The sequence below is a fragment of the Pseudonocardia oroxyli genome, from assembly GCF_900102195.1.
GTDB lineage: Bacteria > Actinomycetota > Actinomycetes > Mycobacteriales > Pseudonocardiaceae > Pseudonocardia > Pseudonocardia oroxyli.
Genome location: NZ_FNBE01000005.1, coordinates 254,317 through 274,665, shown reverse-complemented (window position 1 = coordinate 274,665; position 20,349 = coordinate 254,317). Strand labels below are relative to the sequence as shown.

Annotated in this window: 14 protein-coding genes; 6 read left to right on the top strand and 8 right to left on the bottom strand. The window is 73.7% G+C overall.

Annotated features, from left to right (window positions below):
- Nucleotides 1-13 precede the first annotated feature (13 nt).
- Nucleotides 14-1,693 carry an arabinofuranosyltransferase AftB family protein gene (locus BLS43_RS10320; RefSeq protein ID WP_245707410.1) on the bottom strand — a complete coding sequence of 560 codons (1,680 nt, stop codon included), beginning with the start codon at nucleotides 1,691-1,693 and terminating at the stop codon, nucleotides 14-16.
- Between the two features lie 175 nt (nucleotides 1,694-1,868).
- Between BLS43_RS10320 and BLS43_RS10315 the strand changes: the two genes are divergently transcribed.
- Nucleotides 1,869-4,814 carry an arabinosyltransferase domain-containing protein gene (locus BLS43_RS10315; RefSeq protein WP_176921259.1) on the top strand — a complete coding sequence of 982 codons (2,946 nt, stop codon included), beginning with the start codon at nucleotides 1,869-1,871 and terminating at the stop codon, nucleotides 4,812-4,814.
- Between the two features lie 88 nt (nucleotides 4,815-4,902).
- Nucleotides 4,903-6,816: a glycosyltransferase gene (locus BLS43_RS10310; RefSeq protein ID WP_093081089.1), complete on the top strand. Its 1,914-nt coding sequence runs from the start codon at nucleotides 4,903-4,905 to the stop codon at nucleotides 6,814-6,816.
- Nucleotides 6,817-6,883: 67 nt separating this feature from the next.
- Here BLS43_RS10310 and BLS43_RS10305 read toward each other — a convergent pair whose 3' ends face one another.
- A complete protein-coding gene (locus BLS43_RS10305) occupies nucleotides 6,884-8,857 on the bottom strand; it encodes a glycosyltransferase (protein ID WP_093081084.1) in 1,974 nt (657 codons plus the stop codon).
- Between the two features lie 177 nt (nucleotides 8,858-9,034).
- Between BLS43_RS10305 and BLS43_RS10300 the strand changes: the two genes are divergently transcribed.
- Complete coding sequence (locus tag BLS43_RS10300) at nucleotides 9,035-10,627, top strand: glycosyltransferase family 39 protein (protein ID WP_093081080.1); 1,593 nt, start codon at nucleotides 9,035-9,037, stop codon at nucleotides 10,625-10,627.
- Between the two features lie 3 nt (nucleotides 10,628-10,630).
- On the opposite strand, the gene glf is transcribed toward BLS43_RS10300, so the two are convergent.
- Both glf and BLS43_RS10290 read right to left on the bottom strand, forming a co-directional pair.
- Nucleotides 10,631-11,821 carry a UDP-galactopyranose mutase gene (gene glf / locus BLS43_RS10295; protein WP_093081076.1) on the bottom strand — a complete coding sequence of 397 codons (1,191 nt, stop codon included), beginning with the start codon at nucleotides 11,819-11,821 and terminating at the stop codon, nucleotides 10,631-10,633.
- 25 nt (nucleotides 11,822-11,846) lie between these two features.
- Nucleotides 11,847-13,892 carry a DUF6541 family protein gene (locus BLS43_RS10290; RefSeq protein WP_093081067.1) on the bottom strand — a complete coding sequence of 682 codons (2,046 nt, stop codon included), beginning with the start codon at nucleotides 13,890-13,892 and terminating at the stop codon, nucleotides 11,847-11,849.
- Nucleotides 13,893-13,962: 70 nt separating this feature from the next.
- Here BLS43_RS10290 and BLS43_RS10285 point away from each other — a divergent pair, with 70 nt between their 5' ends.
- Both BLS43_RS10285 and BLS43_RS10280 read left to right on the top strand, forming a co-directional pair.
- The gene (locus tag BLS43_RS10285) at nucleotides 13,963-14,562 is read left to right on the top strand and encodes a bifunctional class I SAM-dependent methyltransferase/NUDIX hydrolase (protein WP_093081062.1); all 600 of its coding nucleotides are present in this window, start codon (nucleotides 13,963-13,965) and stop codon (nucleotides 14,560-14,562) included.
- Between the two features lie 23 nt (nucleotides 14,563-14,585).
- Nucleotides 14,586-15,200, top strand: a complete 615-nt coding sequence (locus tag BLS43_RS10280; RefSeq protein ID WP_176921258.1) for a class I SAM-dependent methyltransferase — start codon at nucleotides 14,586-14,588, stop codon at nucleotides 15,198-15,200.
- A 68-nt stretch (nucleotides 15,201-15,268) separates the two neighbouring features.
- Here BLS43_RS10280 and BLS43_RS10275 read toward each other — a convergent pair whose 3' ends face one another.
- On the bottom strand, nucleotides 15,269-16,471 hold the full coding sequence (locus BLS43_RS10275) for a glycosyltransferase family 2 protein (RefSeq protein ID WP_093081053.1): 1,203 nt from the start codon (nucleotides 16,469-16,471) through the stop codon (nucleotides 15,269-15,271).
- Nucleotides 16,468-17,397 (bottom strand): glycosyltransferase family 2 protein, encoded by a 930-nt coding sequence (locus BLS43_RS10270; RefSeq protein WP_176921257.1) that lies wholly within the window; start codon nucleotides 17,395-17,397, stop codon nucleotides 16,468-16,470. Before BLS43_RS10270 ends, BLS43_RS10275 begins: the two co-directional genes overlap by 4 nt.
- Nucleotides 17,398-17,452: 55 nt before the next feature.
- Between BLS43_RS10270 and BLS43_RS10265 the strand changes: the two genes are divergently transcribed.
- Nucleotides 17,453-18,739, top strand: coding sequence for a hypothetical protein (locus tag BLS43_RS10265; RefSeq protein ID WP_143029997.1), 1,287 nt, complete (start codon nucleotides 17,453-17,455; stop codon nucleotides 18,737-18,739).
- Between the two features lie 4 nt (nucleotides 18,740-18,743).
- Here BLS43_RS10265 and BLS43_RS10260 read toward each other — a convergent pair whose 3' ends face one another.
- Nucleotides 18,744-19,667 carry a decaprenyl-phosphate phosphoribosyltransferase gene (locus BLS43_RS10260; RefSeq protein ID WP_093081039.1) on the bottom strand — a complete coding sequence of 308 codons (924 nt, stop codon included), beginning with the start codon at nucleotides 19,665-19,667 and terminating at the stop codon, nucleotides 18,744-18,746.
- On the bottom strand, nucleotides 19,667-20,308 hold the full coding sequence (locus BLS43_RS10255; protein WP_093081036.1) for a phosphatase PAP2 family protein: 642 nt from the start codon (nucleotides 20,306-20,308) through the stop codon (nucleotides 19,667-19,669). The genes BLS43_RS10260 and BLS43_RS10255 overlap by 1 nt, the downstream gene beginning before the upstream one ends.
- Between the last annotated feature and the right edge of the window lie 41 nt (nucleotides 20,309-20,349).

The following is a 20,349-nucleotide window of genomic DNA, read 5'->3' as shown; positions in this document are numbered from 1 at the left end:
CCGGGAGGCGGGCTCAGGGGGCGCAGGGGGCGGGTTCGCGGGGGTAGCGGTAGCTCGTGCGCTCCACGGCGCCGGTGAGGTTCTGCCAGAACCGCTCCGCGGTCAGCGGGGCGCGGTAGGACTCGATCATCTCGACGGTCGCGGGGCAGGCCAGGGCCCGGCGGGCGGCCTCGACGTACTGCGGGCCGACGAACCCGGTGTCCCCCGTGACCCCGGCGTCCGCCAGGAACCACTCCGGCAGCAGGTCCTTGTCGTGGCCGATGCGGCCGTCCGGCAGCCCGGTGGCGTGCCCGGCGATCGGGTTGACCAGGCCCACGCCGTCGAGGACCCGGGTGTCCAGCGGCGCGAGCTCGCCCGCGACACCGAGGTTGAGCCAGACCAGCGTGTCCCGGTCCATGGTCGACGGGTAGACGTACCAGCTCGCGCCGCCGACGATCGCGAGCGACGGCTCGCTGGAGCGGGCCAGTCGCTCGACGCCCTCGGCGACCATCGGGTGCGTGCGGTAGTCCTCGGCGGTGACCGGGTGCGGGTTGTCGAGCAGCAGCACGTAGTAGAGCCGCTCGTTGGCGATCTGGTGCGGGCCGAGGGACTCGCCGTACGCCGGGCGGAACGAGGTGAGGCAGGCCGTGGCCCAGACGGCGGTCGCGAGGAGCGGGACCAGGGTCCAGCGCGTCAGCGGCACGACCATGACCGGGGTGAGCAGGCAGAACAGGGCGGGCAGCAGCATCCGGCCGTGCATGAAGTCGCCGCCGACCCGGGTGACGTACACGGCCAGCATGAGGCCCGAGACGACCGGCACGGCGGCGACGAGGGCGGTCCGGGCCCGGAACGGGGGGCGGCGGAACGCCAGGACGACCACGGTCAGCAGCAGCCCCGCGACGGCCCACCACAGCTCGTAGGTGTCCAGCAGGTCCTGCAGGTAGTAGCCGCCCTGCTCCCAGCGGGTGACCGACGCCTCCTTGGCCAACGCGGTCTCCGGGACGAGCAGGCCGTAGTACCCCATCCGGAAGACCTCGTAGGCCACCGGCGCGGCGAACGCCGCGGCCGCCAGACCCACGATCCGCCGCACACCACCCCAGGCCAGCACCAGCAGCGCGACCCCGACCGGCAACCACAGCAGCGCCAGGTCCGGGCGGACCAGCGGCGCGAGCCCCGCGACGACCGCGAGCGGGTACGGCGACCCGCCGCCGCGGTGCAGGCGGACCAGCAGCCAGAACGTGAGGCCGAGCCAGCCGCTGATCAGGCCGGTCTCGAGGCCGGACGTCCCGAAGTCCCAGAACGGCGGCAGGGCGAGCACGACGAGCGCCCCGGCGGGCGCGATGGCGCGGGCACCCCACAGCCTGCGCGCGGCGGCCGCGGCGAGCACCAGCCCCGCCACCGACAGGACCAGCCCGAGCAGCACCGCGGCCCAGTTCGCCGACATGACCAGGCTCGGCAACGCCAGAAGGTAGGTCCAGAGCGTCGAGGTGTTCGCCTCCACCCGCTCGCCCGCGTTGAACACCGGGCCGTCGCCCGCCAGCAGGTTGCGCACGGTCCGCAGCACGATCAGCCCGTCGTCGCTGACCCAGCGCCGGTTCCAGATCAACGCGGCGAACGCGAGCCCCAGGACGACCAGGACCGCGGCGTTCCACCCTCGGCGGTCGGGCGCGGCAGGCGGGGCGGGCCGGACGCGGGGCGGCGCCGCTGTGGACACGATGCACTCCAACGAGGTGGGGACGGGCCCGATGATCCAGCACGAACCGGGACCACGGGGGGAGGCTTACCCGGTGTAGTCGCCGGTCGACACCGGATCGTGACCCGTGTCCCCCGCGGAAGCGGTCGACACCCCGGAGCGCGGCCGGTCCGGGGCGGTACGGCAGCCTGTCCCCGTGGTCTCCCCCGTCCGCCCGGCCCCCGACGTGCTGCCCGCGGATCCGCCCGCGCCCCGGCGGCGCGGCGGCCTGCTCGCGAGCCTGCTCGGGCTGCTCGTGCTGGTGTGCGCGGTCGCGTTCCCGCTGGCCCCGGTGATCCAGCCGCGGGCGGAGTACACCTGGGGCGGGCCCGGCGCGGTGCCGACCGCGATCCCCCTGATGCCCTACCAGCCCGTCGAGCTCACCGCGACGGCGCGCTGCGCGCAGGCGCCCGCCGCCGGGATCACCCTGCTGCGCACCGTCCCCGCCGACCCGGACCCCACGGCCGCCCGCCTGCAGGGGCTCACCATCGCCGTCTCCGACCAGCTGCGGGTGACCAGTGCCGGCGTCGAGATCGCGACCCTGCCCGCCGGGGACTGCGCGGTCGAGGTGCGCAGCACGCCGACCGAGACGACCGTGCTGCTCGACGGCGCCCCCGTCGCCTCGCGCACCGGCGACCTGCGACCCGCCGTCGCCGCCCTGGAGTCCGACCGCCCGGACCTGGTGTCCGTGCACCTCGTGGCCGACACCCGCTTCCAGACGACGATCAGCCCGCTCAAGGCCGCGATCGCCGTCGTCGGGGTGTTGGCGCTGCTCGGCATGCTCGTGGCGGTGCGGCCGTCGAGACGGGTCCGGCTGCTCCCGCGCGGCTGGTGGCGCCCCCGCCTGCCCGATCTCGGGGTGGCGGCGACGCTGGCCGTCTGGTGGGTGATCGGCCCGATCACGGTGGACGACGGCTACATCGCCGGCATCGTCCGCGACCGGGAGTCGAGCGGGTTCATCGGCAACGTCTACCGCTGGCTCAACGCCCCCGAGGCACCCTTCAGCTGGTTCTACGACCTGTACTGGGTGTGGGCGCAGGTCTCCACCTCGACGGCGTGGATGCGGCTGCCGTCGGTGCTGTTCGGGCTGGTCACGTGGTTCCTCCTCGCCCGGCTGACCCTGCCCCGGCTGCTGCCGCGCGCCAACGCCTGGCTCGCGGCGCCGTGTTTCCTGCTCTGGTGGCTCCCGCTGACGCTGGGCCTGCGCCCGGAGCCCTGGGTGGCGCTCGGGATGCTGGTGACCTGGTTGCTCGTCGAGCGGGCGGTGGCGCTGGGTGCGGTGCGGCCGCTCGTGGTGGCCCTGCTCGTCGCCGGTGTGACGACCGCGGTCACCCCGGGCGGCCTGATGGCCTTCGCGCCGCTGGTCCCGGCCGCGGTGCCGCTGCTGCGGATCGTGCGGCGCAGCGGGGTGGCGATCCTCCCGGTGCTGCTCGCGGCGCCCGCCGCGGCGGTGTTCCTGATGGTGTCCGACCAGAGTCTCGGCGGGCTGCTCGAGGCCACCCGGGTCCGCGCGCTCATCGGCGGCGGCGAGCCCTGGTACGACGAGTACCACCGCTACGCGCTATTGCTCTCCACCGACCTGCAGGGCTCGCTGGCCAAGCGGGCGCCGGTGCTGCTGACGATCCTGGCCGCGGTCGCGGTGCTGTGGGCGCGGCGCACCTCGCCGTCGGTGCGGCTGGCGCTGACGTTCCTGGTCGGGCTCGCGTCGATGACCACGAACCCGACCAAGTGGACCCAGCACTTCGGCGACCTCGCAGGCGTCGGCGCGGGGGTGCTGCTGGTCGGGATCGTGGTGGTCGGGCGGCGGGCGCCCGCCTGGGCGCGGGTCGTGGCGCTGGCCGCGCTGACCGTGGCGGGGTCGCTGATCTGGGCGGGGCAGAACGTCTGGCCGTTCGTGTCCAACTGGTGGGGGCTGACCTGGAGCACGGTGCCGCCGCTCGTCGCGGGGGTGGACGTCGCGCTGCTCTGGCTGGTCGCCGGCGTGGTCGTGGTGGGCGGGGCGCTGCTGCTGTACGCGTGGCGGCGCTCCGGCGGCCGCTCGGTCGCACCGCGGGTGCCGAGCCCGGCGGTGGTGGCGACGGTGCTGATCGCCGCCGTCGTCGGGCTGCAGGTGCTCACCTTCGCCCGCACGAGCTGGCAGCACCGGGACGACTACACCCTCGCCTCCGACGCCGTGTCCACGCTGCGGGGCGCGCCCTGCGGGCTGCAGGAGCGGATGTCGGTGGAGACGGACATGGCGGCGGGGCTGCTCCCCGTGGTGGCGGGGGCGGGCGGTGGCGCATCCGCGGGCAGCGCCGGCACTGACAGCGGATCCGCGGCCGGTGGGACTGGGAGCGCATCCGCGAGCAGCGCAAGCACTGACAGCGGATCCGCACTCCCGATCCTGCCCACCGACGCGGGCGGCACCACCCTGCCGGGCATCCGCGTCGCGGGCGAGGGGGCCACGGACTGGTTCACCGTCGAGCGGAGCGATCTCCCGGTCGTCGTGACCACGGCCGGTGACCTCCGGCCCGGTGACTCGCTCCGGGCCGAGTTCGCGGGCCCCACCGACGAGGTGCTGGGCGCCGTCGCCCTCGGCGCGAGCGGGGACACCCCCCGCGACCAGCGGATGATCGCGCCTTCGGGGGCCACCCGGGTGCGCCTGGTCGTCGACGCACCGCAGGCCGCGGACTCACCCGCGACCGCGACCCTGCCCCGGATCCCCCGCCTCACCCCGCTCGACGAGGTCGTCCCGCCGGGCACGGAGGCGATCCTGGACTGGCCGGTGGCGTTCGTCTTCCCGTGCCTGACCCCGGCCCCGCTGCCGCTCGGCACCACCGTGCTGCCGCGCTGGCGGGTGGCCCCACCGCAGGCCGACGGCGCCGCGGGCATCACCTACGCCCCCGGCTTCGGCGGACCGTTCGCCGCATCCCGTCTGCTCGTGACCGAGCAGCGGATGCCCGGCTACCTGGACGGCGATCCGCTGCGTGACCCGGCCCAGCTCTACCGCTGGGTGCCCGTCCGGCCGTACGCCACGGCGTCGCCCCAGGTCACCGAGGTGACGCAGAGTGGTTGGACGCGCACGGGCCGCGCGAGTGTGCCCGGCCTGGATCCCGTGGGCTGACGGCGTGGGCTGATCGGGAGCGATCGGCGTCATACAGCACAATGAGACCGACCGACACCCCGTTGACCCCGGAGGACGATCCGCCGTCATGCTGCGCACCGCCGAGACCTCGGACTCCCCCGCGGCCGCCCCGGGGAGGTCGGACCGGTCGCCCGGTGGCCCGGCCCGGCTGACGGCGCAGCGCGGGCTGTTCTTCGGCCCGACGGGGCGGGCACCCGAGGACCTGTACTCGGTCGTCGAGCGGGGCGTGGCCCGCCGCGAGCGCGGGCGCATCACGCTCGCGCCGGGATCGAGGGTCGGCACCAACACCTACTTCGGCCGGTTCTACGCCACGTACTGGCAGCGCTGGACCTCCGTCGAGCAGGTCGAGGTCACCGCGGTCGCGTCCGGCGAGGGTCGCGTGCGGCTGCTGGCCTCGGACACGAACAAGGTCTCCCGGATCGTCGACTCGGTGGACGTCGGGACCTCGGCCGGGCCGGAGACCCGCGAGATCCGCCTCGTCGGGCCGATCGACCGCTTCCTCGACGGCGGCGGCATGTGGTTGGAGATCACCACCGAGCTCGGCCAGCTGAGCGTCTCGGACGTGCGGTGGACCGTGCTCGCGCCGCGGGCGGTGCCCACCACGGACGTCGTGATCTGCACGTACAACCGTGTCGAGGAGTGTCTCGACACGCTCCAGGCGATGATCGACGACCCGGAGGCGCTCGCCGTCGTCGGGCTGGTGCGGGTGGTGGACCAGGGCAGCGACCCCCTGGAGTCCCGCGAGCGGTTCGAGGCCGTGTCGAAGGAGCTGGGCGACAAGCTGGTCTACCTGCGCCAGCCGAACCTGGGCGGCGCGGGCGGGTTCACCCGGGGGTTGTTCGAGGCCACCGCGGGCCCGGTCGAGGAGCAGCGTGACGTCCTGTTCATGGACGACGACGTGATGCTCGAGCCGGAGCTGCTGTTCCGGCTCACCACGTTCGGCGCGTGCACCGCGCAGCCGACGATCGTCGGCGGGCAGATGCTCAACCTGCTGCACCCCGGCCACCTGCACATCTCCGCCGAGTACGCGGATCCCGAGAACCTGTTGGTCGGCATCCCCGTCGAGGGTGCGCTGCAGGAGGCCTACCTGCTCGGGAAGGACGAGCGCGACCTGCCGATCAACCAGGAGCGCCGCGCGGACACCGAGTACAACGGCTGGTGGTCCTGCCTGATCCCGGCCGCGATCGTGCGGGCGATCGGCTACCCGCTGCCGCTGTTCTTCCAGTGGGACGACATCGAGTTCGGCTACCGCGCGCGGCACGCCGGGTTCCCCACGGTCTCGCTGCCCGGCGCCGGCGTGTGGCACGGCGACTTCGGGTGGAAGGACTGGGACGAGTGGCACCGGTACTTCAACCTGCGCAACGGGTTGATCACCGCGGCGCTGCGCACCCCGTTCTCCACCCGCACCATCAACAAGCGGATCGCGCACCTGCTGTCGATCTATCTGGTCGGCATGCACTACGGGCTCGCCGCGACCCTGCTGCAGGCCGTCGAGGACTTCCTGGACGGCCCCGAGATCCTGGCCGACGGGTCCGCGGAGGCCGCCACGAAGATCCGGCGGATCCGCTCGGACTTCCCCGAGACCAAGGTCGTGCCGATGTCCGACCTGCCGGACGAGTTCACCGACCTCACGGTCGTCCGCTCGGGCCCCGACCCGTCGCTCGAGGGGCTCACGCTGGCCAAGCGCGCGGCCTACCACCTCCTGGGCAAGGCGGTGCACCGCACCGGCTTCATCCCCGCCGGTGACGCGCACTGGTGGCACGTCGCCCTGTTCGACCGCGCCGTCGTCACGGACATGGGCGAGACCGGCGTCCGGGTGCGCAAGCGCGACAAGGACCTCGCCCTCGCCCTGGGCCGGCGCGGCCTGGAGGCCATGCGGCGGCTGAAGGCCGAGGGCCCCGCGGTGCGGGACCAGTACCGCGCCGCCGTGCCCGAGCTCACGAGCCGGGAGAACTGGGCGCGCCTCTACGGCCTGGACTGAGCATCATGGAGCCACAACCGTCGTTTCCGGGCCTCGAAACGACAGTGGTGGCCCCACGATGCGGGGCTCAGTGCTCGAAGATCTCGTCCCGCCAGGCCTCGCGGCCGGTGAGCCACGGCTGGGCCTCGCGGTAGCTCGCCCGCAGCTCCGGCCAGCGCTTCTGGACCTGGCGGTGCAGCTCGGCGGAGCGCTTGACCAGCTGCTTGAACACCTCGGGGTCGCGGCGGCGGAAGGTCACGCCGCGGCCGTCCGGCGTGGACACGGTGGCCGAGTCGAGGTTCGACAGCACGAACCACTGCGCCTTCGTCCACGGCACGTTCCGCTGCGGGACGGTGGCCGCGGCCGGGTCCGGCGCCTTCAGGTTCCGGACGATCCCGCGCGCGAGACCCAGGCCGGCCTTGAGCCGACCGACGGGCGGCTCCGGGAACAGCTGGGCGCCCAGGGCGTCGAGGGTCGAGAGCGGGACCTCGGTGGCGGACTGGAGGGGGCGGCCGTCGTCGTAGCGCGCCCGCTCGGCCCGGACCTCGCCGAGCACGCCCGGCAGCGTGGCGAACAGCGACTCCGGGCCCGCCAGGAAGTCCGTGAGGCCCTTGATCTGCAGCGCGACCGCCGAGTACTCCATCAGCATCAGGTGCCGCAGGGTGCGCTTGAAGGACTCCTGCAGCATCGCCTTCGGGGACTCGGGCCCGTGCAGCGCCGCGGCGATGAACCGGTTGCGGTAGTGGAAGTAGGCCTGCCAGTCCGAGCTGTCGTCCTTCTCGATGAAGGACATGTGCCAGATGGCGATGCCGGGGACGGTCGCGGTGCGGTAGCCGCGGCCCCGGGCGCGCAGGCCGTACTCGGCGTCGTCCCACTTGATGAACAGCGGCAGCGGCAGGCCCAGGTCCTCGGCGACGACGCGCGGGATCAGGCACATCCACCAGGCGTTGTAGTCGACGTCCACGCGGCGGTGCAGCCACGGCGTCTGGCGCAGGGTCTGCGCGGCCAGGTCGTGGTGCGGCTCGGTCTCGGGCGCGACGCGCCACATGAACTGGTTGCGGTCGACGACCTCGCCCATGGTCGACAGCTGCGAGCGGGCCTGCAACGACAGCATCTGCCCGCCGACCAGCATCGGCTCGCGGGCGAAGCGGGAGAACGCGACGGCCCGCAGGATGGAGTCCGGCTCGAGCAGGATGTCGTCGTCCATGTAGAGGATCTGCTCGCAGTCGGTGCTGCCGAGCGCCTCGTACATGACCCGCGCGTAGCCGCCGGAGCCGCCGAGGTTGGGCTGGTCGATGATGCGCAGCTTGTCGCCGAGCGCGTCGGCGGCGGCCGCGAACCCGGCGGCGTCGCGGACCTTCTGGGTGCCCTGGTCCGGCAGGATCACCGCGGTGACGGTCGCGAGCACCTCGGGGTCCGACGCGATCGCCGTCAGCGTGGCCACGCAGTCCGCGGGCCGGTTGAACGTCGGCATGCCGATGGTCACCGCCGCGCGCCCGGGGGCGGCCGTCGGCGCGTGCCAGCCGCCGCCGTGGAGGGTGAGCTCGGCGTCCGCGCTGGTCAGGTCGAACCAGTACCAGCCGCCGTCCTCGAACGGGCGCAGGTCGAGCGCGAGGTCGAGGTCCTGCTCGCCGGAGACGACCTCGCCGGTGACGTAGATGTGCGAGCCGTCCGCCTTGGACCGGTAGACGTCCACCCGGCCCTCGCCCTCCAGCGACAGCTTCAGCCGCAGCTCGGTGAGGGCCGACCAGTGCCGCCAGTAGCCCGCGGCGAACCCGTTGAAGTAGGCGCCGAAGCTGACCTCGCTCTGCGGGGGCAGCACCGCGCTGGTCCGCGAGGTGACCCGCAGGGCCCGCCCGCTGGAGGCCGAGACCGTGAGGGTCATCGGCTTCTCCCGCGTCCCCGGCTGGGGCGTGGTGGGAGCGAGGGCGGTGCCGGTGCGCTCGTCGACGTAGAGGGCGCGCACGGACAGCGGATCCGCCTGCCGCGGCAGGATGATCCGCTGCAGCAGCGTGTCGATCGCGGTGGCGGGTGCGGCATCGGGACCGGTGGTCGTGGTCATCGTGGCTGCGGCCTCGATCTGTCGACGGTGGGGGCGGCACCCGAGCGTATCGGCGTCCCCCCGGCCCGCCCGGAGGTGGGCCGGTCACCCGCGGGCGCCGGCCGTCGGCGTGTCGCCCGTCCGACACGCGCGGCCTGGCTACGTTCGGTGCCCGAGCGACCGTCGAGAGGGAGGACCGTGGTCACACTCGCGCACCGGACGCCCCGGACCGGGGCCGCGGCGGGTGGGCCCACGTCGTTCGCCGAGGTCCGCGCGCGGCGCTCGCATCGGCTGTGGATCCGCCGGGTCGACGTCGCCGTCGTGGGGCTGGGCGCGACCCTCCTCGCCGCGCTCGGCAGCGGCGTCCCCTCGTTCTGGTACGACGAGGCCGCGTCCGTGGCCTCCGCCGACCGCCCGATCCCGGACCTGCTGCGCCTGCTCGGCACGGTCGACGCCGTCCACGGCCTCTACTACCTGCTGTTGCACGTGTGGTTCGGCGTGGTGGGCATCGGCGAGTGGACGGCCCGGCTGCCGAGCGTGGTGGGCGTCGGGGTGGCCGCGAGCGGGTTGGTCGTGCTGGGGTACCTGCTCGGCGACCGTCGGCTCGCGGTCACCGCGGGGGTGGTGTTCGCGATCCTCCCCCGCACGACCTGGGCCGCGACCGAGGCGCGCTCGTCCGCGTGGACCATGGCGGTCGCGGTCTGGCTCACGGTCCTGCTGGTCACGACCCTGCGTCGGCCGTCGCCGACGCGGTGGGCCTGCTACGCGCTCGGGGTGGCCTGCTCGGTCGTGCTGTTCCTCTACTCGGCCACGCTGGTGGCGCCCCACCTCCTCGCGGTCGCCCTGATCGCCCGACGCCGGCTGGGGCCCGCCGCCCTCGCGGCCGCCGCCGGGCTCGCCGCCACGATCCCGTTCGTGCTGCTGACGGTCGCCGAGCGGGCCCAGGTCCAGTGGATCCCGCCGCTCGACGGCCGCGCCGTCGGCAACGTCCTGCGGGACCAGTGGTTCGTCGACTCGACCGTGGGGGCCGCGGTCGCCTGGCTGGTCGTGCTCGCGGCGCTCGGGGCGGCCGTGCGGCGGCTCGGGCACGGCGCGCGGCCGCATGCCCCGGCGGCCTCGACGGTGGTGGCCGCCTGCGGCGCGGTCCTTCCGACGGCACTGCTCATCGCCTGGTCGCTGGGGACGACGCCGTCGTACCTGGACCGCTACGTCGCGTTCAGCACCCCGTTCGCGGCGATGCTGCTCGCCGCGGCCGTGCTCGCCCTCGCCCGCCGGCCGCGACGCGCCGCAGTGCTGGTCGGGGTGCTCGCCGTGGCGTTCCTGCCCGCCTACCTGAGCCAGCGCACCGCGTTCGCCAAGCCGGTGGGGATGGACTACAGCGCCGCCGCGGACGTCCTCGCCGCGCGGGCCCGGCCCGGTGACTGCGTGCTGTACGGCGCCGCCTCGTGGAACCCGACGACCCTGCGGATCGTCGGCGCCGCCCGCCCGGACGCCGTGGCCGGGCTCGTCGACATCGGGCTGGCCCGCCGCGCCGCGGACGCCGGCACGTTCTGGGCCGACCCCCTCCCCGTCGACGCCCTGCGGCTCGACGGGTGCGCCACCGCCTGGCTGGTCACCGACGCCGACCGGGACACCACGAGCCTGGTGGAGCGACCGACCGGCGAGGTGTTCACCATGGGCGCGGGCCGCGCCGCCGACACCCCGGAGTACGCGGCGGCCGCCGCGGCGGGCCTGCGCGAGACCGACCGGACCACGCTGAACCTGTCCCAGGTGATCCGGTTCGAGCGCTAGCGGTCAGTCCTCGGCGGTGGTGCCCGACAGGGCCGTGCCCTCGGTGAAGTGCGGGGTGATCCGGTTCTCGAACATGGTCAGCGCGGACCCGATCGCCATGTGCATGTCGAGGTACTTGTAGGTGCCCAGGCGGCCGCCGAACAGGACGTTCCGGTTCGCGGTCTCCTTGCGGGCGAGCTCGCGGTACCGCTCCAGCTTCGCCCGGTCCTCCGGCGTGCCGACGGGGTAGTACGGCTCGTCCCCGGACTCGGCGAAGCGCGAGTACTCCCGGACGATGACCGTCTTGTCCTTCGGGTAGTCCCGCTCGGGGTGGAAGTGCCGGAACTCGTGGATCCGGGTGAAGGGGACGTCCTGGTCGTTGTAGTTCATGACCGGGGTGCCCTGGAAGTCGCCGGTGTCCGTGCGGACCTCGATCTCGAAGTCCAGGGTGCGCCAGGACAGCTCGCCCTCGCTGTAGTCGAAGTAGCGGTCCAGCGGGCCGGTGTAGACGACGGGGACGTCCGGCAGCTCGTCGCGGATCGCGAAGTAGTCCGTGTCGAGGCGGACGGTGATGTTCGGGTGGTCGGCCATCTTCTCGAGCCACGCGGTGTACCCGTCGACGGGCAGGCCCTCGTAGGTGTCGTTGAAGTAGCGGTTGTCGTAGGTGTAGCGCACCGGGAGCCGGGTGATGATCGACGCGCCCAGCTGCGTGGGGTCGGTCTGCCACTGCTTCGCGGTGTAGCCCTTCACGAACGCCTCGTAGAGCGGGCGGCCGATCAGCGAGATCGCCTTCTCCTCGAGGTTCTCCGCCTTCGCGGTCTCCACCTCGGACGACTGCGCCGCGATCAGGGCACGCGCCTCGTCCGGGGTGTGGGCCTTGCCGAAGAACTGGTTGATCAGCGCCAGGTTCATCGGGAACGCGTAGACCTGTTCACCGACGCGCGCGAACACCCGGTGCTGGTAGCCGGTGAACTCGGTGAACCGGTTGCAGTACTCCCACACCCGCGTGTTGCTGGTGTGGAAGAGGTGCGCGCCGTACCTGTGGATCTCGATGCCCGTCTCGGGCTCGGGCTCGGAGTAGGCGTTGCCCCCGATGTGTGACCGACGCTCGACGACGAGCACCTTCTTGCCCAGCTCGGCGGCGGCACGCTCCGCGATCGTCAGCCCGAAGAAGCCGGAGCCGACCACGACCAGATCGAACTGTGCGTCAGTCACGGGCACCGAGGGTAGCGGGCTGTGCTCAGGCGGTCGGGACCGCCCGGCCGAGGTCCAGTGAGTAGACGCTGACCGTGCCGCTGCGGAAGCGCAGGTCCAGACCGGGCAGCCCGTCGAGGTCGGCGAGGCCGGGGGCGAGGGAGAAGCCCGCGCTGCCCGCCCAGCCGTCCGGCGAGCCGTTGGAGCCGATGCCCGGGGCGGACTCGTCGACGTACACCCAAGCCACGTCCAGGTCCTCGAGCTGGCGGCGCACCGCCGGGTCGGTCGGGTAGGTGTTGAAGTGTTCGAGCAGCTCGTAGCTGTACGGCACGCCGGGCAGCCCGAGGGTGTAGACGTTCACGACCGGGACGCCGCGCTCGACGTAGAGGTAGGTGGACCCGTCGTTGGGGGAGTTGAAGACCCGCTCCCCCGGCCGCACGCGGTCGGCGAGCCAGGCGATCGCGGCCTGGTCGTCCGGGCCGACGCGCACGAAGTCCGGGGTGGAGTACCGGGTGGCGACGGCCTCCTCGTTCATGGTCGCGTAGTTCCGGGCGGGCTCCACGGCGTAGAGGGTGAAGACGCCCGCCGCCACCGCGGTCACCACCGCCCACCCCGGCAGCCGGCTCGCGATCCTCGCGAGCAGCGCCCCCACCAGCACCACCCCGAGCCCGGCGAGCACCGGGACCAGCATCGACGTGTGCGACCAGGTGCGGAGCATGGCGTTGTAGAAGAAGCCGGTGACGATCGCGTCGTAGCCGGTTCCCGGGCTCAGCCAGGCCCCGATCAGGATCACGACCCAGAAGAGCCAGGCCACGACCGGCCCGAGCCCGCGCCACCGCACGAGCAGCGCGACCACCCCGATCCCCGCCAGGATCGCGGCCGAGCGCTGGTAGGCGAGGTTGTCGGGATCGAGCCAGCCCGTGTACGGCAGGGCGAGGACCCGTTCGAGCGCCGTGCCGAAGTCGACGGGGCCGCTGTCGGGCGGGAACGCCCCGGTGCGTCCGGTGGCGCCCAGGCCCGGCCCGACCGCCGGGACGAGCAGCACCGCGGCCGCCCCGACCGCCACCGCCAGCGGCTTCAGCAGCCCGCGCAGCCGCTGTCTCCCGTACCGGGTGAGCAGCTCGCCCACACCCCAGAAGAACGTGGTCAGGCTGATCGACACGGCCACCGACGGATGCACCCACACCGCGCCCGCCGTGGCGATCCCGGCCGCCACGCCGTACGCCATCCGACGCCCGGGCAGCGCGACCAGTGCGGCGACGGCCCCCGGGACCATCGCGAAGGCCGCGGCCTGGCCGAGGATGCCGCCGTCGTGCGTGAGCTGGTAGACGGGCCGGTACATGCCCGCGATGACCAAGGCCGCGACGCCGGCGGCGAGCATCGCCGCGCCGCGGCCCAGGCCCACCCGGCGGGCGGCCACGACGGCGAGCGCGGCCGTCCCGCTGATCATCGTGCCGACCAGGACGACGACCGTCATCGCGTTCAGCGCGCGGACGACCTCCAGGCCGTCGAGCTGGGCGGTGAGCCCCGCGAGCAGGTGGAAGCCGCTCGGGTAGAAGGAGACCGGTCCGCCGGTGAGGACGTCGGCCGGGACGAGCTCCCACGGCGCCGCCCGCCCGGACCGCGCGATGTAGGCGGTCTGCATCGCGTGGATGATCATGTCGTGTTCCTGCGGCACGGTCGCCAGGCCGGCGAGCCCGCGCAGCCAGCCCCACAGCCCGTACCCGAGCGCGACGACGGTCATCGCCAGCCCCACCGCGACCGGCACCGCCTCCGTCCGGTCCCGTCGGCGCTCCGCGGGCGGCGGGGTGTGCTTCCAGCTCAACGACGCGAGCCGCCTGCGCCGCGCGCGGTACCCGCGCAGGCCTGCCACGACCAGCAGCAGGACGACCACCACCAGGACCGGCACCGGCCCGTACCCGAACCCGCCGACCGCGGCCGCGACGGCCGTCAGCCCACACGTCGCCACGGTCAGCGGCGGCGCCACGGCGACCGCCACGACCGGCGACCCCACCCGCAGCGCGGCCAGCACCGCGAGACCGGGCACGTAGGCGACGAGCGCGGCCACGAGGAGGAGGACCACGTCGGACACGGACTGAGGCTAGCGGCGCGGCAACCGACACCCACGGTGACCCGCCCGCGGCCGCCGCTACGATTCGGACATGGCGGAACCGGGACCGGACACGACCGCAGGCTCCTACACCGATCGGCTCAGCCGGTTGCAGACCGCCCGGTGGAAGCAGGTGCTCGACGTCCAGGCGCCCTACCGGTGGAACCTGCGTCGACTGCTGGGCGACCGCCGGGTGCTCGACGTCGGGTGCGGGATCGGGCGCAACCTGGCCAACCTCCCGGCGGGCAGCGTCGGGGTGGACCACAACCAGCACTCCGTGGACCACTGCCGCGCGCTCGGGCTGACCGCCTACACCGTGGACGAGTTCCTGGCCCTCGAGGACGCCCCGACCTTCGACGGGATGCTGGCCGCCCACCTCGTCGAGCACCTCCCGCCCGCGGGTGCCGCGCCGATCCTGCGGCCCTACCTGCGGTTCCTGTCCCCCGGCGCCCGGGTGGTGCTGATCTGTCCGCAGGAGCGCGGGTACGCCTCGGACGCCACGCACACGGTGTTCTTCGACCACGCGCGGCTGCGGGAGCTCGCCGAGGAGCTCGGGCTGACCGTCGAGGCGGAGCGGTCGTTCCCGTTCCCGCGCGCCGCGGGCAAGGTGTTCACCTACAACGAGTTCGTGTCGGTGGCGCGCGTCACCTGATCGAGTGACTACTGTCCGGGACCGTGCCCCTGGGTCCCGCCGTCCGCACCCGCCTCGGTCGCCTCGAGATCCCGGCCGCCGACGCCTACCGGTCGCTGTTCCTCAACCTGGACGACTGCGCGGCCGTGCTGGCCAGCGCCTTCCCCGCGAAGCGGATCCTCGAGGTCGGCTGCGGGGACGGCAGCGCCGCGCAGCGGCTGCTGGAGCGCTACCCGGACGCCGAGTACACCGGCATCGACGTCTCCGCCGAGCCCGGTCGGCTGTTCCGGGGTGATGCCGCGCGGGCCCGGTTCGCCGGCATCGACTCCACGAGCTTCCGCGCCACCGAGCCCGAGCCGTTCGACCTGGTCGTGGTCGTGGACGTGATCCATCACGTGCCACCGGAGCATCGCGACGCGGTGCTCGCCGACGTTCGTGCGCTCACCGCACCGGGCGGGCACTACGCGATCAAGGAGTGGGAGCCGACCCGCGGGCCGGTGCACCTGGCCTGCCATCTCGCGGACCGCTACATCACCGGGGACCGGATCTCGCACGTCACGCCGGCGGCGATGAAGGCCCGGCTCGCCGACGAGCTCGTCCTCGAGGCCCGGATCCCACCGCACCGGAACAACTACCTGCTCGGATACCGCCGCACCTGAGCTCGACGTGCGCCGGGTCACCGCCCGTCGGGGCGGCGCCGTCCGCTGCGGAACCGGCGGACCCGGGCTCAGTCCTCGCCGATGCGGGTCAGGCTCAGGGTGAAGCTGACGATGACCAGCTGGAAGCCGGTCACGCACAGGACCATCCCCACGATCGGGATGCGCATGGACTGCACCACGTCCAGGGCGCCGAAGCCGCTCGCACCCCAGGAGGTCACGGCCGCGATGAAGGCCGCGATGCCCAGCAGCATCAGCAGACCGCCGATGACCAGACCCTTCTCCAGGGAGAGCCGGGTGAAGATGCGCTCGAACTTCTCCGACGGTGGGGGCAGCAGTTTCAGGTGCGCGGCGTACGAGCGGGCGATCACGGCGAGCCCCACCCCCTGCGTGCCGACCACGAACATGGTGGCGAAGGCGAGCATGGAGTGGATGCCGAACCCGACGTCCCCGACCATCCGGGTCACCGGCCCGACGGCCAGCCACACCATCCCGATCAGCCCGATGATCTGCAGGGCCAGCGACGGGTAGTAGACGAGCCAGCGCGGGGAGAAGGCCAGCAGGAAGCGCAGGTGCCGCCAGCCGTCCCGCCAGGTGCGCAGGTGGGGGGCCCGGGTGCGGCCGTCCGGCCGCAGGGTGGTGGGGACCTCGGTGATGCGGAAGTGCGCGAGCGAGGCGCGCACCACCATCTCCGAGGCGAACTCCATGCCGGACGTGCGCAGGCCCAGCTCGAGCAGCCGATCCCGGCGGAAGGCCCGCATGCCGCAGTGGAAGTCCCCGACCGGGATCCGGAAGAAGAGCCTGCCGAGCATCGACAGCACCGGGTTGCCCAGGTACTTGTGCAGGAACGGCATGGCGCCGGGCTCGATCCCGCCCTTGAACCGGTTGCCCATCACCAGGTCGGAGCCGCCGCGCAGGCCTTCGAGGAAGCCGCCGAGGTTCTCCAGCGCGTAGCTGTCGTCCGCGTCCGCCATCAGCACGTACTCGCCGCGCGAGGCCTCGATCCCGGCCATCAGCGCCGCGCCGTACCCGCGCCGCGGCACGTCCACCACCCGGGCGCCGAGGCCGCGGGCGATCTCCTGGCTGCCGTCCGTGGACCCGTTGTCCGCGACGACGACCTCGCCCGCCACGCCCAGCTCGGCGATCGACTGCTGCGCCTTGCGGATGCAGGTCTCGAGGGTCTCGGCCTCGTTGAGACACGGGAGCACGACCGACAGCTCGACGGCCTGCGGTGCGGCCTCCGGCTCGGCCTCGACGGTCGACGAGGTCGTCATGTCAGCGTGCTCCTCCGTGCCTCGGCGGCGACTCGTGGGGTGCTCACGGCCAGGCCCAGGATGCGCCGGGCCGTGTCGAACTCTCCCGCACGGAGCAACCCGGGCAGTGTCGCCACGCCGTGTGCCCGGGAGGTCCAGTGCCAGCGCGCCGCCCGCGCGGCACGGTTCCAGCCGCGCGCGGCCAGCTCGGCCGCCACCTCGGCGAAGTACGCGGTCTCCTCGGCGAACCGGGTCCCGTCCACCGCGCCGGAGCTCGACAGGCTCGCGGCGTGCCTGCGGTACTCGATGCCCGGCTCGCGCAGCAGCACGCACTCCCCGCCCGCCAGCAGCATGCGCAGGTAGAGGTCCAGGTCGAGGACGATGTCGTAGCCCTCGCGGAAGCCGTGGGCGCCGACGAACCCCCGCCGGAACACACAGCTCGGGAAGTACATCCAGTTGCCGTGGAGCAGGGAGGTGGCCAGCTCCTCGCCGCCGGTCACCCGGGTCTCGCCGGTGACCGTGAGCTTGGTGCGGGCCTTCACCCGGTCGGCCAGCGGCGTGACGGGCTCCCCGGCGCCGTCGATCACGAGGGCGTCGGTGTGCAGCCACGCCGCCGTCGGGTGCTCGGCGGTGATCGCGTGGACACGGCCGACGAGGTCGGGACGCAGCCGGTCGTCCGCGCCGAGCAGCATCACCCAGTCGCCGGTCGCCTCGTCGAGGCAGCGCTGGAAGTTGCGGTTGATGCCCAGGCGGACCGGGTTGGGCAGGTACCGGACGCGCGGATCGTCCCCCAGCCACGAGCCGAGCTCCGGGGAACGGTCGGCACCGTCGTCGATGACGGTGAGCCGCCAGCGGGGGTCGTCCTGCGCGCGGACGCTCTCGACGGCCTCGCGGAGCAGGGCGTCGTCCCCGTAGGCCGGGATGACGACGTCGAGGTCCGTGGTCACCGGGGGAGAGTAGCCGCTGCCCGAGGACGGCCCGCAGCCCCGTACGCTGCGGCGCATGGATCGGCTGGCCCGGATGCGTACGCGGCTCTCGGGTGCCGCGGTCGTCGGGGTCGGCATGCTGCTGCTCGGGGCGGCCGCCTACGTCTTCCTCGCCCTCGCCGGTCACGCGCTCGATCCGCAGGGCTTCACCGCGGTGTCGTCGGTGTACTTCGTGGTCGCGATCGTCGGGCCGGGGCTGTTCGTGGCCGTCGAGCAGGCGGCGAACCGCGAGGTGAGCGCGCGGCAGGCCGCCGGGCACGGGATCGGCCCGGTGGTGCGGTCCGCGTCCCAGGTGGCGGCGGGGCTGGCCGTCGTGGTGGCCGCCGCCCTGCTCCTGCTGTCCCCGGTGCTCGTCGACCGGGTGTTCGCCGGGTCGTGGGCGCTGCTCGTCGCGGTCGTCGTCTCGGTGGTCGGCGCGGCCGCCGTCTACACCCTGCGGGGGCTCTACGCGGGCGCCCGCCGGTTCGGCTGGTACAGCGCGACCCTGGGCGCCGAGGGTCTGGGCAGGCTGCTCCCGTGCGCCGCGCTCGTGCTCGCGGGGGCCGCGGAGCCCGTGCTCTTCGGGTTCGCGTTCGTGGTCGGGGCCGGGTTCGCGGCGCTGGTCACGGTCGCGGGCATGCGCGGGCACACCGGGGCGGACCTGCCCTCGCCGCCCGTCGACCGGCGCGGGCTGGGCCGCGAGGTCGGGCTGCTGGCCACCGCCTCGGGCCTGACGCTGCTGGTGGCGAACCTCGCCCCGGTCGTCGTGGCGTCCCGGCTGGTCACGGACGCCGCGACCGCGGCCGCGTTCGCCTCGCTCTTCGTGCTGGCCCGCACCCCGCTCTTCCTGTTCGGCCCGGTGCAGGCACTCCTCATCCCCGGTCTCTCCGCCGCGGCCGCCGCGGGTGACCGCGGCTCGCTGCGCCGGCAGACCGGGATCGCGCTGGGGCTGGTCGGCGTCGTCGGCGGGCTCGGGATCCTCGCCGCGTGGATCGGCGGGTCCTGGGCCGCACAGACCTTCTTCGACGCCCCCGTCCCCATCGCGGGCGGGTACGCCGCCGCCCTCTGCGCGGGGACCCTGGGCATGATGGCCGCCCAGATCCTGCAGGCCGTCCTGGTCGCCCTGCGCGCGAGCCGGACCGCCACGCTCGCGTGGGCGGTCGGCACCGCGCTCTACGTCCCGATCCTGTTCCTCCCGCTGCCCCCGGTCCTGGCCGCCACGATCGCCCAGGTCGTCGCCCCGGCCGTGGTGGTGGCGCTGATGCTCGTGGGCGTGCGGTCGGGAGCACGGAAGCTCACCGCACCCGCGCTCCTCGCGGGCTGAGCCGCTACAGGTAGACGGCCAGGGTCAGCATCGCCACCCAGGCCAGCGCCAGCACCTGCAGGACCCGGTCGCCGAGGGCGATGTCCTCGGGCTCCCCGCCGTCGCCGTTGTCGACGTCCACGGCGTAGCGCAGGACGGCCACGACGAAGGGGACGATGGAGATGATCGACCAGATCGAGTTGTGGTGGGCCTCGCGGATCTCGAAGGCCCACAGCCCGTAGGTCATGATCAGGACGGTGGCCGAGAGGCCCCAGACGAAGCGCAGGTAGGAGGGCGAGTACGCCTCCAGCGACTTGCGGATCTTCGCGCCGGTGCGCTCGGCGAGCAGCATCTCGGCGTAGCGCTTGCCGGAGACCATGAACAGCGAGCCGAACCCGGCGGCCAGCAGGAACCACTGCGAGAGCGGGATGCCCGCGGCGACGCCACCGGCGATCGCCCGCATCAGGAAGCCGGAGGCGACGATGCAGATGTCGAGGACCGGCTGGTGCTTGAGCCAGAAGCAGTAGGCCAGCTGCACCGCCACGTACACGCCGAGCACGATCAGCAGCTGCGGCGAGGCCAGCAGCGCGAGCGCGATCGCGGCCACGAACGACACCACGGCCACGGCGTAGGCGACCGGGACCGGGACGATCCCGGCCGCGATGGGCCGGTTCCGCTTCGTCGGGTGGGCGCGGTCGGCCTCGACGTCCTTGGCGTCGTTGACCAGGTAGACCCCGGAGGCGGCCAGCGAGAACGCGGCGAACGCGATCACGAGCTTGATCGCCACGGCGCCCTCGAACAGGTCCCCGGAGGCGAACGGCGCGGCCAGGACCAGGACGTTCTTCACCCACTGGCGCGGGCGCATGGTCTTGAGCACCCCGCGGGCGAGGCCGAGCGGCGAGCGCTCCGGGACCTGCTCGACGGTCGGGGGCACGTCGGTGCTCGTCATCAGTGCTTGCTCCTGTGGATCAGCCGCCGGGCGGCGAGGGCGACGGTGGCGCCGAGCGCCGTGCCGGTCGCCACGTCTGTGGGGTAGTGCACGCCCAGGACCAGCCGGGACAACGCCATCGCGGGGACGACGGCGAGCGGGGCCCTCGACCTCAGCAGGCCGCTGTAGAGCACGGCGGCCGCGGTGGTGGAGGTGGCGTGCGACGAGGGGAACGAGAGCCGGCTCGGCGTGCCCACCAGGACACGGACCGACGGGTGGTCGGGGCGGGGCCTGCGCACCACGCGCTTGACCCCGATGGAGGCGCCGTGCGCGAACGCGACGGCCGCCGCGGACAGCACCCATTCGCGTCGTCGGCGGCGGTCTCGGTGGTTCACGGCGGCGCCCACGGCACCGATCGCCAACCAACCGAGCGCGTGCTCGCCGAAATGGGACATGCCACGGGCGACGGACACCGCCTCGGGCCGTCCCACGGCCTCCTGCACGCCCGCCAGGATCCGCACCTCGACGGGTGCGGCGGAACCAGGGGCGGAACCAGGGACCACGGCGGGCTCGTCGAGCGTCCGCTCGGTCACACGGGCCTCCTCGCGCGGCGACGGCTCGGCGTCGCGGGCGCCGGTCTGCGGGCTGTTACGGCGCGTCATGCTACGCGGGGTCGACCCGCGCACCTGCCGCGACGCCCCGT